The organism is Alkalihalobacillus alcalophilus ATCC 27647 = CGMCC 1.3604, assembly GCF_000292245.2.
In the GTDB taxonomy this organism is placed as follows: domain Bacteria; phylum Bacillota; class Bacilli; order Bacillales; family Bacillaceae_D; genus Alkalihalobacillus; species Alkalihalobacillus alcalophilus.
Map to the genome: position 1 here is coordinate 1 of NZ_ALPT02000048.1, position 16167 is coordinate 16167.

Annotated in this window: 15 protein-coding genes and 2 pseudogenes; 3 read left to right on the top strand and 14 right to left on the bottom strand. The window is 33.3% G+C overall.

Annotation, left to right across the window (positions count from 1 at the left end; genetic code table 11):
- The 6 genes and pseudogenes from BALCAV_RS22820 to BALCAV_RS21690 all read right to left on the bottom strand — a co-directional run.
- Window positions 1-325, bottom strand: a pseudogene (locus BALCAV_RS22820) (AAA family ATPase); the annotation flags it as partial.
- Window positions 326-392: 67 nt separating this feature from the next.
- Window positions 393-1772, bottom strand: coding sequence for an ATP-binding protein (locus BALCAV_RS13350; protein WP_235213117.1), 1380 nt, complete (start codon window positions 1770-1772; stop codon window positions 393-395).
- Window positions 1773-2504: 732 nt separating this feature from the next.
- Window positions 2505-2981, bottom strand: coding sequence for a competence protein ComK (locus tag BALCAV_RS13355; protein WP_003322236.1), 477 nt, complete (start codon window positions 2979-2981; stop codon window positions 2505-2507).
- A 149-nt stretch (window positions 2982-3130) separates the two neighbouring features.
- Entirely contained in the window at window positions 3131-4183 is a 1053-nt protein-coding gene (locus BALCAV_RS13360; RefSeq protein ID WP_003322235.1) for a DNA sulfur modification protein DndB, read from the bottom strand.
- Entirely contained in the window at window positions 4161-5276 is a 1116-nt protein-coding gene (locus BALCAV_RS13365) for a DNA sulfur modification protein DndB (protein WP_003322234.1), read from the bottom strand. Before BALCAV_RS13365 ends, BALCAV_RS13360 begins: the two co-directional genes overlap by 23 nt.
- Before the next feature lie 340 nt (window positions 5277-5616).
- Window positions 5617-5931 (bottom strand): annotated as a pseudogene (locus BALCAV_RS21690) (tRNA-dihydrouridine synthase); the annotation flags it as partial.
- 488 nt (window positions 5932-6419) lie between these two features.
- Between BALCAV_RS21690 and istA the strand changes: the two are divergent.
- Both istA and istB read left to right on the top strand, forming a co-directional pair.
- On the top strand, window positions 6420-7922 hold the full coding sequence (istA, locus tag BALCAV_RS13375; protein ID WP_003322232.1) for an IS21 family transposase: 1503 nt from the start codon (window positions 6420-6422) through the stop codon (window positions 7920-7922).
- Window positions 7922-8641, top strand: a complete 720-nt coding sequence (istB, locus tag BALCAV_RS13380; RefSeq protein WP_040324006.1) for an IS21-like element helper ATPase IstB — start codon at window positions 7922-7924, stop codon at window positions 8639-8641. The genes istA and istB overlap by 1 nt, the downstream gene beginning before the upstream one ends.
- Before the next feature lie 48 nt (window positions 8642-8689).
- Here the strand turns inward: istB and BALCAV_RS22350 are convergent, their stop codons facing one another.
- The 7 genes from BALCAV_RS22350 to BALCAV_RS23435 all read right to left on the bottom strand — a co-directional run bounded on the left by BALCAV_RS22350 (window position 8690) and on the right by BALCAV_RS23435 (window position 14887).
- Complete coding sequence (locus BALCAV_RS22350; protein WP_160173418.1) at window positions 8690-8845, bottom strand: hypothetical protein; 156 nt, start codon at window positions 8843-8845, stop codon at window positions 8690-8692.
- Window positions 8846-9180: 335 nt separating this feature from the next.
- Window positions 9181-9963 carry a TdeIII family type II restriction endonuclease gene (locus BALCAV_RS13385; protein ID WP_003322230.1) on the bottom strand — a complete coding sequence of 261 codons (783 nt, stop codon included), beginning with the start codon at window positions 9961-9963 and terminating at the stop codon, window positions 9181-9183.
- A gap of 179 nt (window positions 9964-10142) precedes the next feature.
- Entirely contained in the window at window positions 10143-10523 is a 381-nt protein-coding gene (locus tag BALCAV_RS13390) for a MazG nucleotide pyrophosphohydrolase domain-containing protein (protein ID WP_003322229.1), read from the bottom strand.
- A gap of 145 nt (window positions 10524-10668) precedes the next feature.
- Window positions 10669-11463 (bottom strand): Eco47II family restriction endonuclease, encoded by a 795-nt coding sequence (locus BALCAV_RS13395; protein WP_003322227.1) that lies wholly within the window; start codon window positions 11461-11463, stop codon window positions 10669-10671.
- Between the two features lie 15 nt (window positions 11464-11478).
- Complete coding sequence (locus BALCAV_RS21250) at window positions 11479-12159, bottom strand: hypothetical protein (RefSeq protein ID WP_003322226.1); 681 nt, start codon at window positions 12157-12159, stop codon at window positions 11479-11481.
- Between the two features lie 173 nt (window positions 12160-12332).
- A complete protein-coding gene (locus tag BALCAV_RS13405; RefSeq protein ID WP_003322225.1) occupies window positions 12333-13691 on the bottom strand; it encodes a DNA cytosine methyltransferase in 1359 nt (452 codons plus the stop codon).
- A gap of 1085 nt (window positions 13692-14776) precedes the next feature.
- Window positions 14777-14887 (bottom strand): hypothetical protein, encoded by a 111-nt coding sequence (locus BALCAV_RS23435; protein ID WP_136445918.1) that lies wholly within the window; start codon window positions 14885-14887, stop codon window positions 14777-14779.
- 250 nt (window positions 14888-15137) lie between these two features.
- On the opposite strand from BALCAV_RS23435, the gene BALCAV_RS21255 reads away from it, so the two are divergent.
- The gene (locus tag BALCAV_RS21255; protein WP_081939289.1) at window positions 15138-15608 is read left to right on the top strand and encodes a helix-turn-helix domain-containing protein; all 471 of its coding nucleotides are present in this window, start codon (window positions 15138-15140) and stop codon (window positions 15606-15608) included.
- Between the two features lie 116 nt (window positions 15609-15724).
- Here BALCAV_RS21255 and BALCAV_RS13415 read toward each other — a convergent pair whose 3' ends face one another.
- Window positions 15725-16087, bottom strand: a complete 363-nt coding sequence (locus tag BALCAV_RS13415) for a hypothetical protein (RefSeq protein WP_003322223.1) — start codon at window positions 16085-16087, stop codon at window positions 15725-15727.
- Between the last annotated feature and the right edge of the window lie 80 nt (window positions 16088-16167).

Here is a 16167-nt window from a genome sequence, read left to right on the forward strand (position 1 = left end):
CATCTTCAATTTTACTATCATTAATTGATGAGATAACTTCTTTTATTTTATTAGTTGCAAACTCTCCCATTGTAGAAGACATAAAGAATCCATCTTTTAAAAGAGTGTGGATATTGGCACCGAAAGTATTAAGTAGTCTTTTTACAGGCTTGCAATAACCAGTAATATCCTTTTCTAAATAGATAATACTATTAGATTTAATGTCAGATAAAATAAATGGAGAATGTGTTGAAATAACAACTTGAAACTTCCTTTTCCCCTCACTTAAATCCTTTAAAAAGAGTACCAACTCATTTATAAAATTTCTTGTTAGTTCAGGATGCATTCTTGCCTCTGGTTCGTCTAATAATATAATATATTTTTCTTTACTGGGGGTAAGTAGAGAAACCTGCTCATAAAGAGAAGCAAAAAAATCCTAAATATGCACTTTCACCATCACTTAGATTTTCAATTGAATAATCAAAAAAACCACCGAACACAGTAAAAATTTCATTAAATTTACTTTTTGCTTTTTCATCAACAGTTACGTCAATAACACGTAAAAGTTTATTCATACTAACTTGTTTTGTAATATCTATACTTATATAATCCTTATGAAATTTAAAACTTTTGCTCACGGACAATTCTTCTGCTAAAGCATTATAGCATTTTAAAACATGCTGAATATCGTCCTCATCTTTCATGTAAATATCAGATATTCTTTTTATAATACTAGAATAATAATCCTTATATCCTTTCAAAGACTTTCTTTTTACAATAATTTCAGATATTAGTTCTTCTTTGTTTACCTTCATCTCACTATTTTCAATATCGTTAATAGAATTAAAAAAATACTGTACTAAGGATTCGAGAACTTTACAAATTTCCTTTTCTCTTCCATTAAGTTCATTATATGAAAATTGCATCAAAAGTTTGTTTTTATCATTGATACCATCAGTTAAAAAATGGCTGTTATAACTGATTTTTATGGTATAGTTATCATTTTGAAACAAAAGTCTTTTAGGTTTTTGCAATTGTTTATATAGCATTTGTACCTTCATAGTTAATAAATTTGACTGAAAGTATGCATTTCTTCTTGGTACAGAAATTTTATAATCATCTTCTGGTTTAGTAGAACTATAATCATAATATTTATCGTTGAGGTTTTCACGAAGTGATATTATGACAAGTTTATCCTGTTCTCTTTTGTAATCTCCATAATATGTAATATCATCTCTTCTATATTCTCCCAGCCTATCATTTAAATCATATCTATGTATTAACATGTCCTCTCTATAATTGCATATAAATGCAAACCAATATTTACTCCTCCAATATTCAATACCTAATCCAGATTTAAATTTTATAATGCTTTGAAAACTCTCAATATCATTGCCCTCAAAGCAAAATAAATCTTGTTCATTATCATCTTTGCCCATATAGTAGATGAAAAAATAAATTGAATGTTTAATTTCAGCTTCAACATCACCTGGTATTCGATAGGGACCTTTCTTTTTTTTGTATTTCACTTCGAATTCAGCGTTATTTTTACTCCTATCAGCAGCTCTTAGTCCTAATACGTCTAATAAATTTGTTTTACCCACGCCGTTTTTACCTACTATAGCATTAATATTGGTTATATACTCCGGATAAAATGTGATATGAGTTTTGTTTGGTGTTATTTTAATGCTTTTGTTGAATTTATCGAATTTTATAATAAATTTTTCACTAAAATGTAGTTCAACATCTTTATAGTTTCTAAATTTTTCTATCCATGCATAGACCAGCTCCATTCATTTCTCCCCCAAATTCTTTTTTAGTTACTATTGTAACAATCTAAAACATATATAGCGCACCCTTTTTATTTCGACAATAAATTTAAATCCACAATTATTTTTAATAACCTCATTATATATTAACTTAATATAGTTGCCTTGATTGTTAAATTCATTTGAATTACTTCTTTAAAGTTAAATCCATTGGCATAATAAGATTTATTCTACATAATGGCTCGATTGTTGAATGCTTACTACCGATAAAATAAAATCTCTTTACATTAAAGAACATTCGTTTATAATTAAAATTATTTTTTGCACAATATGAGTCTACTACGTAATACATGATGAATTAGTCTGACCCGTTTGCTAAATATTGAACTTATTGAAAATCAAACATATTTTTATGGATTTTGATTCTCAAAACTAAGTCTTTTCATCTTTTATAACTACCAAAACAATTGCAGCGATAAAAACCCGTACATAATTTGGTACATTTTTTTGTAATCTGGTAGTTAATGCTATGTCAGAGATGGTAAATTTCAATAGTTATAACTATACTAACTCATTCAATAATCTATTTAACATAAGTAACCATTCCTTGTAATCATTTGTATTACTATTATTTTATATGAATTGATTCTTATGTAATAGGATTAATTATCTAAAATATTAAATTAATTCTTCCAGCTAATATAGGTAATAAAAATCCCTGCCACCATTTAGGAGACAGAGATCTCATAAGCTCTTTTAATTTTCCTCATTCCAACGCTTTAACATAATAAATCGTAACTGTGCCGTCCTCATCACTTCTCCCTCGATAACTGCTTTAGAGAAGGGTACTTCTATTTTTAAACGATTCATAAAATATATATATGAGAGCTGTGGTCCAATACTGGTCACCTTTTCCACATGATAATGAGCCACCCAAGAGGAATCATCATTGTTAGGAGAACCGAGTGGAAAGAAAAAGATTTTTTGACCTTCAAAAATGCAAATTGGGACTTTCTTTTGAAATCCCGTCGCTTTTATAGAAGAATCCAACCGCCCTTTATATCCGGCACCATAATAAAGGCATGATTCTTTTATTAGATTAATGGGCTTTTTCTTCACTATATAACTCCCTCTTTCTTCATGGACTTTTGAAAACAACTGGCCAAATTCTCCATAAATAGGTTCAATTATAAAAGTTTCTGCATTAATTAAATAATCATCGATTACCTGCATAATTATCCCCCTCCTTGTTTGTGTAACTCTTTATTAAACGAAAAAAACGGAGTATAATCATCGTGAGAGGATTAATACTCCACTCATTGTGACCCTTAGGAACTTTTGCTGAAGCTCCCCTAAGGGTCCTTATCTGTCTTCTCACCCCCTCACATTGCTCCCACCTCCTTTCGAGATAAACGTTCAAGCCAGTTATTTATCTTTAAGATATTTTTGAGCGAATTATATAAGATCGTATAACCTCCCCTTGTCCCTTTACGATGATCAAAAGACTCCCATAATGGATTTTGAATAGAAAAATCAATCTGATGAATAATTTCCATTCTTTCCTGAATCACAGATAACTTTTGCTCAAAATTCATTGACTCCGTATCCTTAGTAGAGTAATAGGCTAATGCCTGTAGCAACGGAAAAGAAGAAAAAATTGTATGTTCATAGTTTCCGATTGTCTCTGGATTTTCCACTTCAAATAAGAGGTGAAACCAGCTTGAAACCAGCTCAACGTAATCATCACTTGTTAAATAAGGATCATCGAGTTTGAAACTTTTTTGCCTCTCAAATGATGGCTCATTCGTAACAAAAATAGCGATTATTTTCCTCAGCTGAGATAGCGATAGGAAATTTTTATTAGTCGGCTTTATAAGTGCTCGTTTTTCCGTTTCAATCCCTGCACGTTGTAACCCTTCATCCTTTGATAACAAGATATTTGTGATATTATTCAAGTCATCACGTTTGTCATACTCAATTAACTTATTAAGGACGACCTTTTTCCCCTTTGTATTAAAATCAATATAAAGCTGATGGACAACCTCTTTTTCTAAATTTTCAAATATTTGAACAGAAATGATTCCTGTTTGTAAAAACTCTCCTAATCGCTCACTTAATTGAATATCATTTTCATTCTCACTTTGACTTAACAGAGCGACTTTTTGATTTAATTGCTGAAAGGCTTTTAAACGAACATTGCCATCGATTAACTCATAAACTGAATCATTGAATAAAGAATCCATTGAGGTTTTATTTAAAACAAGTGGTGGAATAAAAAGTTGGTGTTCTAAGTTCTCTTCGATGTAGGTTTTAAACAACCTCACCCTATTTTGATTAATGTTGCGAGAGTGTAATTGCTCCTTATCCATTAACTCCAGTAACTCTCTTATTGGCATCACTTCTATCGATTGCTTAATTGATAAACCGTTTTGCAATTTGTTCCCCTCCTTCATCAAAAATAATATCAACAAAAAGATTAGAGATATTCCGAACGGTTGAGCTAGCAGAAAGATTTTGTGTCTTGCCTAAATATTCATTAAAATATGGTGTAAACATAGGATCCCGATGGCGCCACGTACATTTTTGACTAATATGTGGTAAAGAGCCTATTGCTTCACGATAAGTCATTTTGTATTTCTTTGTTAACTGATAGACAGTTAAGGCTAGAGCCAGTTGAATCCCTAAATAACCGCAAACAAATTCTGAACGATTATACATTTTTGGGGGGAAAATTTCTTCCCAGGCTTCAAAAAATAGTACAGAGACATCTTTTACCTGTCTTTCCGTTAAATCTTGAAAGTCCGCTCGTCCATATTTATGGCGGATATTTCCTTCAAACAAAGCAAGTAAACATCGTCTCATGGAAGTTAAACTAGTGAGGGCTGAATGTTGGTGTGTTAACCTAGAGGAAGTGGTTTCAATTTCAAAGGCGGGCTTAATCTCAACGCTTAACTCTTGTACAAGCTTAGAATATTCATCACGTTGATCGTATTTAATGATAAGGCCTGAATGGACATTCGTTCTTCTTGTATTCAAATCTGTGAACATTTGACGTTCTTCATCTTGGTTTAAATCTAAGTAGATTTGCATAGAAATCGGGTATTGCTTAAGTTGTTTAATCATCTTAGCAACCTTTTTAATTTCCAGTTCATTTTTCTGGTGCATTTCTAACTCATACTTTTTCATCTCGAGTTTTTTCAGGGCATACTTCATTCCTTCTACTCTGTGTTGTCCGTCCATAACGTACAATTTATCCCCTGGCGTCACTTTCCAACGTACACCTTCAGCTTCAATTGCTCCTCTTGCTGAGAAAATAAAGGTCGAGAAATAAAAGGTCCCATCCTCAATCGCATCAATAATAAACTCACCAATTTCATTACGTTTACGAATGTCAAGACTCCTTTGCACCATCTCATCAATTTCAAAAATAGCTTCTAAATAAAAAAATGGAATTTGAGCAAGTAATATTTGATTTCCTGCCTGAGTGTACAATTTCCCAGACAAAGTACTTGTCCATTCATCATTCATAAAAATCACCTCAGATACCAGTATATAGTAGTAGTCCATATTTAAAGGGAGTATTTGTCGGATTTTCTGACGAAATTTTTATGGTGTGCAGTGGTTTTGTGAAAAGTAACCCTAATAAGGTTTAATAGTGTTAGTGAATAATTAAAAGAGATACCATATCGATATCTCCAATTGATTTTTTTATTTAGCCGTAATCAATCATTAATTGCAACAAATTCTTCCATTCTATACCTAACGCATAATACAAAACCTGACTGGCATTAGTCCAGTTCAACACCCATGCCAGCCAACTTACTGCTTAATATATACTCACTACCCCTTTGAGAGTGTTGACATCATTCTACTGTCCCTGACCTTCAACACCTTCCCAAAAGTTATCGAGTAATGTACGCACTTCATCTGTTGACTTTGTGCTCATCAATTGATTTCTTAATCCACTTGCCCCTCGAAACCCTTTTACATAGATCTTAAAAAAGCGATGAAGAGCTGTAAATGGGCGTAGCTCTAAATCTTTTGAGTATTCATCATAGAGATCAAGATCTAATCTTAACAGATAAAGCAATTCCTCACTGCTATGATCTTTCGGCTCTTTTTCAAATGCAAATGGATTTTGAAAAATACCACACCAAATCATAACCCCATCAACACCATATTCAATGCAATCAAAAACATACTCCATTACTTTTTGAACATTTTCCTGACCTAGTCTTGGTAACAATTTTCTACCCTCATCTAATGCACGAACTATGCAGAATTCTCGATCTAACCCTTGTGATGAATCATCAAATGGATCAATAAAAGGTGCTGTTACCTTCATTTCTTTATTTAAGGTTTCGTTAAGCTTTTTCTGCTCTTCGGTGTATGCAACCGCTTTATAGTAAGCCACTTTATAAATATAACCGCCTGGATTAGATACAAATTCTCCCTTTGAAATTTTTCCATAAAGCTCATCTACTGCAGCACCTATTACAAAGTTATCGATAGCTTCTGGTGTGTTTATGGCAAACTATTAATGTAGGGTATGGCAATTAATTTCTGCAGGGCCTGGAGGGCCCTGCAGAAATTAAAAAAACCACTTGCCAATCATCTCAATTAAAAATACACTTCCTGTTGGGTAATCTAACGCAGGAGGTACTTTAGGAGATGTTGGCAGTGGCCGAAATTAATTATATCAGACACGAGATTAATAGAAAAGGTAGTAATTATCACGCTTTAGCGAAGAGGTTGGGACGAGATCCTCGTACGGTTAAAAAATATGCGGATTTAGAGGATATGAGTCCCCGATCTAGAGGGATACAGAAGCGTCCATCGAGGGTAATGGATCCATTTAAAGAAACGGTGGATCAGTGGTTGAAAGAAGATTTCAAACAGAAGAAGAAATTCAGACGAACAGCTAAGCGTATCTGGGAGTTATTAGTGAAAGACCACGGCTTTACAGGATCTGACCGCACCGTACGTCACTATATTTCTAAGCGTAAGAAGGAGCTCTTAAATGAGGCGAGCGAGGCGGCGTTACCTCTAGAACATCAACCAGGGATGGCTCAAGTAGATTTTGGAGAAGCCCCTTTCATCCATAAAGGAGAACAAGTGACGCTCCCTTATCTTGTCCTATCTTATCCTTATAGTAATAGTTTTTACTTTCAAGTGTTTCCTTCCCAAAAGATGGAGTGCTTTTTAGAAGGAATGAAACGTATTTTCCATCATGTCGGTTCTGTTCCCAAGGTGATTCGGTTTGATAACCTGTCTGCGGCGGTGAAAAAAGTCTTGCCAAATGGGGAACGGCAATTAACAGAGAGCTTTGAAAACTTCGTTTCCCACTACGGGTTTCATTATGAATTTTGTAATCCTGGCAGTGGGAATGAAAAAGGACATGTAGAATCCATGGTCAAATACGTTCGAAATAATTTCCTCCTTCCCGCCTTGCCCGTTCTTCAGAAAGAAGATTTAAACGGGGATTTTTGGAAACAAGCAGAATTGGACAGGCATCGTCCGCACTTCGATAAAAGAGAATCCATTGAGGAATTGTTTCAAAAGGACAAGCAGGCTAGCTATGTGTTACCAACGAAAGCCTATGAATGTGTACGGTATGAGACACTTAAAGCTGATAAATATGGGTATGTTCATTTTGAGAAGAACCAGTACTCAACATCGCCAAGATATGCCTTACAGAAGGTCTTGATTAAAATTCACTTTGACCGAATTGATATTCTATCCGAGATGAATGAAACGATCATTAGTCATTCTAGAATGTACGGGGTTTATCGTAAATCGATGGAATGGCAACCGTACTTACGCTTAATGGCCAAACGGCCTTTGGCATTAAAGTACACGACGTTCTATTCGCAATTACCTGACGAATGGCAAAGCTATTTTAATAGATGTACAAGCACCGAGAAATCCGACGCCTTGAAACTATTATCTTTCGCTTTAAAAGACCGCGGGTTTGAACAGATTACAGAAGCTCTTACCATCGCCTCAGAGCATGGGCACCCTTCTGCGGAATCGATCAGCCAAGTGTTTTATCAATTAATCAACGGCCGTGGGATTCGATCGACCATTAAACCTAAGCAAACCTTACCATCTATGCCAAAGGCATCAAGAGGGCTGTCTCATTACGATCAACTTCTCAAAGGGGTGAACTCCTAATGCGGCCGTCTATATCGGAATTAGCTAAACGCTTAAAGCTTAGTTGGATTCGAGAACATTATGATGAAATAGAAGCTTCTTCTAATGAAGACTATTTACGGATTCTGTTTGAAAAGGAGATTGAGCAAAGAGAGGAGCGAAAAGTAAACCTTTTATTAAAGCAAGCGACTCTTCCTAAGATGAGCGGAGTGCCTTTTAATTGGAAAGATGTTGTCCTAACGCCACAATTAACGCAGTCTTATTTACTAGAAGGATTATTCTTGGAGAAGCAGGAGAACTTAATTTTTTATGGTGGAGTAGGCACAGGTAAAACCTATTTATCTTCCCTTATTTCGTTACAGTTGATTCAACAAAGAGGGTTATCGGTCAAGTTTTATACGGTAGCGACGCTGGTGAACAAACTACTAGAAGCTCATGAAAAAGGGACATTAAGCAAGGTATTTAAGCAATTGGAGAAATTGGATTTACTCGTTTTAGACGAGCTAGGTTATATCCCTTTACACAAACAAGGGGCGGAGTTATTATTTCAAGTCATTTCATTGTGTTACGAGAAAACGAGCATTATCATTACGAGTAATTTGACGTTTGGGGAGTGGAATCATGTTTTTGGAGACCCCATTTTAACGGAAGCCGTTATCGATCGTCTCATCCATCACTCTCATTTAGTCGTCTTTAATGGGGAAAGTCACCGTTATAAGGAATCGATGATACATCAATAAAAAAGATTGGCAAGTGGTTACCTATTTAATTGCCGTTTTATACATTTCTCACTTGCCAAATACATCTGGTGGAATTTTAGGCCACTTTTTCCGCATTGTATTCTCTAAGCCATCTAAATAACCGCTTTTATAAAGAAGACCAACCATTTTTGGGGGATTTAAGGATTCAACTGATTCTCTAATCTTATTCCAAAGATCATCCACACCTCATGTCACCTCCGTATCAAGTTTTTTGGTTCTTCTACTTAAGGTAGTAATAATTGTTACACTTATTTTTTTCGGTTGCTATTCCTTAGATGGGTAGTTCTTCTATTTTCTCCTCTACTTAATAAGTAATTGCTGTTACACTCTGATCTTTTTTTATCTTTAACTAGGTATGTTATCCTTTTTTCGTTTCTACTTTATAAGTAATTATTGTTACACCTAAAAGATATTTATCCATAAGTTTATAAAAAATCCCTTCAAGTTTCTGAACAAGAAGGGAATAACATGCTAGTTAATGCTATTTTATTGTTGAGTTATTATATTGGAAATCTGCCTTATGGATTAAATATCTCACTAAACTGGGAACCAAATCCTTCATTACCTAGTTCAATAAATAACGACCGTATTTCCTCCCAAGTTCCTGTTTCACCAGATAAGAAGCTCCAAAAATTATTTTCTATCAAAGCATCTATTCCCTGATTAAGCGGATAAGCTCTAGAACCATTTTTAGACCACCAAGAAGTTTCATAAGGATTAAATGGAAAAGCAATATGAGCTTTCAACTGTGCTTGGGGTTCTTTACACAATCTGTAAGCATACCAATTCATTAATGTGCTATTAAGCTTTAATCCGCTACTTTGATTAATTTGGTTAGTCTTTATATCAAACAAATATTCAACACCATCTTTTTTTAACCATAAATCTACTCCTTCACCAGATGTAACGTTTATGAATTTTAAATTGCTTAAGTTTAGCCCACTTATAACAGTCCTAAGTTCGTAAACATACTCTTGTAAAGTAACACTGTTACTTCTATTTTCTCTCTCTCTTCTCCACTTATCTACTACTTCTGATACTTCTTTCGGTAACTTATCAGGCATCTCAAGTCGGTCAGGTATTACAGTAAATCCATTTGATTCAGCTATTGTTCTTGCAATTGGCTCCCATAACGTTGTACCAAGACTTGTTTCTAATCCACCAACTAAAGATCGGATTCTTCTTTCTTTTGGAAAAATGTAATCCAATACATGTGTTGTTCTAACGTCACGATTAACAAAGAAATTTCTAATTGAACTTTCAATATTAACTTTGATTCTTTCTTTTAATTGTTGATCCATACTATTCCCTCTCTTTTAAAAATTACGAAATTATGTAAGGTAACTATACCAATTATTTAAAGTGATGTTTTTTATATGGTTAAATAATACTAACAACTGTTAATAGGGATGAATTCACTAAACATGCAATAAAAAGCACTCAAAATTGATGATTATGAATGCTTTCTTAATATACCTGTTTATTTTTTTACCGGAATATCTTTGTTCTTTCTTTTTTTTACTTCTTCCATTTTTGAATAGAAACTATCCTCTATATCTACTTCAAAATAATTTGCAAACTTTGTAATATAAGCTAAGCAATCAGCAAACTCCTTACCCAAATTTTCTTTAATAGACTCTTTGGCTATATTAAAGGCCTGTTGTTCATCCATACCTTCGTTTATTAATGAATTAGTCTTGTTGAACGCTTCCCTTAACTCCTCCGCTATCTCTGCAACCTCTGTTGTCAATAGCATGTAATTATTTAAAAGAGAAGATTTTGTTTTTTCATAGTTATCTGTATTAATTTTCCAGTTCATTTCTTCATGGTACTGTTTCATATATTCTTGTAATTGTTTCATTGAGCGTTCCTCCGTTTAAAGAATAACCGATATAAATACTACACCAAATATGACGCTTCACCAAAGAATATTTAGTCAACAAAAATGAAATAAATAAAGAGAAGGTCGACTAAAAAAAGACCTTCTCCTAAAAGTAAGCTAAAACTCAAATTGGAAAACCTTTGTAATGTCCAAAATTATCATTAAATAATTGTGTTAATATGTTTGTACCATTTTTTTGAGAACGGTTAAATAATTCACTAAATAGATGGGAATGATCTTCTGTATCAATAATTTCTGTGGTGTATTTTATTTGTGTTTGTAAAAGATCCTCAATTGCTCTAGGTAAAGCTTTACATACTTTTGCAAACGCATGGGAATCGCCAGTAACTATTTCATAAAAATAGTCACCTGAAACTTTATAAACTCTTGGATGATTATAGACTCTCATTTTATCAGGGCCTTTTGTCTTATCAAAAGTTTGATTCCATTGGGTACAATAGCTAGTTGGAGCAATTAATGAAACCCAGTAACACTTGGCATCAGAATACTCTTCAGCAAATCTTTCCAATTTTTGATATGTACTTTCTTTAGAACTACTGTTTACCGTATTTCTTTTATTTTTAATCTCTGCAAATAAAGTATTATCTTTTCTCTTGATGTCATAACCGGCATTACCTTTTTGAATAAATCCTTCAATTTCTCCGAGTAGCTTTTCATGAAAGTGGCCGATGAAATTACTGATATTTTTATCCATTTGACGTTGCACTTCACGTTCAATTAATTCTTTCTCTGAGACTCCCGAAAAAATCATATCAAAAGTAAGTTTTATCGGGTCAATTTGATTATTATAAAACTTTTTTATTGTATATTCATTCTTTTGTTTTTCATATTCAATATAAATAGATTTTATACAATCTAAAAAGCACTGATCATCAATAAAGTCAACAAACTTATTCATAACAATCCTCCAACCTTAAATATGACTATCAATGGAACGTATTACTCTACCTATTTGACTGTCTAATGAAACATAATTAATATCTGTTTTGTCCCAAAACTGACTACCAATCAGTTTTTGAATAGTGCCACTATAGGTCCATCTACAAGTACAATCTATACTTGCGACGAAATAAGCATTTGAAAATGCGGATAATTCTTGCGTCGACCTATGAGAATGTGCTCCTGTTAAAGTATCTTTTTTTGTTTTTAATTGAGTATAATAAGGAACACCAGTATTTTTATCAACCAAGATTATGTCGATACCTTTTAATTTAAAGCCTAATTCATATTCTGGAGAAATGACATTACTTGATAACATCGCTATCCTTTCCCACAAATTACCCATTTTTGTTGATAAACTTCTAGTAATCGAATTCGCTGCTCCTCCAGATGGTGCATTATACTTTGTAAATAAGTTAGTTGCACCGGTTAATGCTCTAGCTTTAAGAGCCGGTATTTCTGCAATAAAGTTTGTTTGAAATGTATTTAAGATAGTTGAAATTTGTGCAGTGTGATCAGTTTTTCCGCTTAGAATTCCTGGAATATATGTATTTATTATTGGTTCCCACATGCTAGATAGTACAATAGGGTCATTTATACTATCAGGATTTCTACCATGATGAGCTTCAAATGCCCTATATAAAACATCTCTCATATTTCACATCCTCACATTTTTAATAATGAAAATCGCTTTTTAACACCAAATAATACCTATTACTCATCTTTAATTATATATATGTAGCAATTTTGTATCAATAGTAATTAATTTTAAAGTTTATTCAATAAAAAATACCTACTCTAGGTAATGAGTAGGTATTTTTAAGTATATTAATTTGGAATACTAAATAAATTCATTTGTTCCACTACTTTTTGATTATTCTCATTAACGTTATAGTTATTAGTATTTGGTGCAACCATTTGATTTAAAGTATGAATCATTGATAAGCCAACATGACGAGCCAATTCCATAGGTACAGCATTTCCAATCTGTTTATACTGTTGTGTCATTGAGCCTTCAAATATCCAATTATCAGGAAAGCTTTGGATTCTAGCATATTCTCTAACTGTAAATGGCCTTGTTTCATCCGGGTGACAACGTTCGGTTTGTTTCATATCAGGTGCAGTTGTAAGAGTTAAACATGGCTCGTCCCACGAGATTCTCCTTGCAATCCCTGTCTTTCCTCCCCCCAAATAAAATGACCCTTTCATGTATTCCATTTGGATTTCGATAGGTAAATCTCTCCAATAACCACCAGGCGGTACCATTTCCATTATTTCACGTTTACGTTCTGGATATTGACGGCCGGGAGAGTCAGGAACATTCTGTAGCACATCACGAAGAACAGGGATATAATCACGTGGAGCTGGAAATCTAAAATTAGACTCAAAATCTTTTCTAGTACCAATAATGAAAATCCGTTCTCTTTTTTGTGCAACATTATAATTAGTTGCTTTTAGTACCTTGTAAGTTACGTTATAGCCAATTTCATCAAATACATCCATCATCCCTTGAAGTGTCTTACCTTTTTCATGACTCACTAGTCCCCTAACATTTTCCGCCAGAAACATTTTTGGTCTTAGCTCATTTAATAATTGAGCATACCAATAGAACATGGTTCCTCTTGCATCTTTAAGTCCAAGTTTCTTGCCCGCAAAACTAAAAGCTTGACAAGGATAGCCACCTGATAATATGTCTATTTCTTCATCTCCAATATAATTTCTAATTCCTTCTTTAACAATATCGGCAATATCACCTTCAATTACATTTAAATCTGGTCGATTTGTTCTAAGTGTTGAACAAGCATGCTTATCGATTTCAAGAGCAGCAGCAGCTTCAAAACCAGCTTCCTCTAAGCCAAGCATTAAACCACCGGCACCAGCAAATACTTCCAAGACTCTATAAGGACGAGCTGGTGTAATATCGTTGTTAACTACATCTAAAAAATTATTGCCTGCTTCTCGATCTTTATAATCAATTTGTGGCCGCTCTCTAGTATCTAAATCAGTAGGCGTAACCCCGAAAAAACTGCATAAGTCATAAAGCTCTTCTTGAGACTCCACTTTTCCAGTTTTTATAATATGGTCTAATTTATCTTTAGTAATGCCTAACTTTTCGGCCCAATCTATATTTTTTTCAAAATCTGTTTTATTAATTAAGTTTTGTAAATTCTCAATCCTAATTTCCATTTTGAATAGTCCTCCCTTCAAAATACAAACACATGTTCTCATTTAAAGTATAAGGGTTGTCCATATTTTTCACAAGTTTTATTATTTATTGTATCATAGAACCCTGGCGATTGGTGTTAGTAAATACTACTATTCTTTAAATATTAGTATAGTTTATTGTTGTCAAAATCTTCACTCTAAATTAACAAAATAGTAATATTTATTGGCGAATAGAGAAAAGGCAGTACTATCTCTTTTTAATAAGTTTCATGAAGGAGATAAGGTTATGCCAAACATATAAATGCTCTTTAACTTTGGCATAAGTAACTTCCTTTTCGTCGTAAAATTAATCCATATCAGATGTTAACCCAACTATAACCTGTAATTGTGTTATCTTTTCTTTATTAATTGGTTCTTTGTTTTGTTCTATCGATAATGCTTCTATGTTATCCATTATTAGCCCCCTTTCGCCTTTGTAATTCTCTACTTGCAATGCTAATGCTGTCAATAATTACATCTAATTCTTTGGTGCTGAGGCATGATTCAACTTTATTGATTCCAAAGGTGTACTATTTCTACCACTAATTTTTTTGAGTAACATATTTTTTGAGTAAATATCCAACTAAAAAGTTCCTACAGGTAGTAATTTATATTATTCAGGGAAGAAAAAGTTGGATTAGATTTATAATTTTTACTACCGTCATAATCAAAATCATTGGAATTATCGATATGCGTCGATTGTGTCAGTTTCTTTTGTGCTCTTTCTAAACGTAATAATCTACCTTTACTCCTCCTTGGCAGTTCTATAAATTCAACGCCCTTACTTCTCAAAGCCGAAGCTATGCTTCTTAACCTTTGCCTCAGTTTATTTGCTGTTGGCCAGTAACTGCTATAGGGTCTGATTCTAGGCATTGGTCTACAGCTTTAGCTTGGTTCCCCATAAATACATTAGTTAATTCACCCTCTGGCCAACCAAGAAAATTCGCATAGCCTACTGCAGCATTTAATAACTTTTGAGGTGTAGCAGCTACAAATCTCGTTCCTAATTGCTTTGATGTTATTTCGAAAAACCTCTTATCTATATATTTTTAAAGAATCACTAAAGGTTATCTTTTGCAACATAATTTATTAAAAAAAATTTCCTCTAAATCAGAATTCAATTCTTGGGCTATTTTATAAGCTACAGTTGGAGATAGATTTCTTTTACCACTTAATATTTGGGATAATTATGAATGTGAAATGCCTATCTTTTTAGCAGAACCTCGCAAACTGATTCCCTGTTTCCCTATCATGATTCTAGTATTGATCATATTTTTAATCAAAATGTTAATCACTAAAAGCACCTCACTTATAATGTTTGATCTTAGTATAAAACATCAGGTTATCTTTTGCAACATTTTTTTTGCAGGAAGTGTTGCGAATGTTACATTGGTTATATATACTTTAAACAAAGTTACCACTTAGGAGGTGATTATTATTACTGATTTCGGGACATTTATTAAACAATTAAGAAAGGATAAGGGGTTGTCATTAAAGGAAGTTGCAAAAAAAGGTGGTTTATCGCATCCTTATATTTCTCAAATTGAAAATGGGAAACGGAGCACACCAAAACCTGAAATAATAAATAAATTATCAATAGGTTTGGATGTCGATTATATACAACTACTTGAAGCAGCGGGATATTTCCCAAAAATTAAGACCGCTGAAGAAATAATTCACGATGTCGAAACAATGCGGGAGAAAAATAAAGGAAAATTGAAAAAAGCCACACCAGAGGATATTAAACGAATGCAGGATGAACAAGACAAGGCATTAGCAGGAATAGTATTTAATATTGAAGAACTGTTGTCCGATGGGTTTTATATTAAATACAAAGGTAAATTTCTTTCACCTGAACAAAAACAAAAAATTATTAAGTTTATGAATAACTTTTTATAAGCATGTAGCTTAGGTAGTCAATCAAAAAATCATTGAATAAAACAAAAATCTATAAAACTATCTTTTTAATCTAGACTGGGGGAAGATAAAATGCAACAACTATCACTAAAATTACCTTACCAAAGAACTTCAATTTCTATATTTATTTGCTGAGCAAACTTTTGAACTGCCCTCTCTCTCATCTCTGTTGAAAAATTTGCGTAAAAATAGACACCGGGTTCTATTTCAACTGTTAAATTTGCTCCTGATGGCAGTACATTCTTCTCTGTTCCAAGTAAAGTACTTGCACTAGGTACAACTAAACACATGACAGACTCTTTATATCTATCATTTGAAAGATAATGGCTCACCATTTGGATATAACTTTTCTTTAAATTGGTTTCCTTGATTATGAATTCTTGCCTTTCATTATGTTCTAATTGTGGCATCACCTCATCATGATCCGGTTGGAATAAATCAACATTTTCGACTTCCTCCAATATTTCTTGAACCGTATACCCATCATTATTTGCCCGTATTTTGCTTGTTTTATCAATATAACTGATATTTCCATTATTCC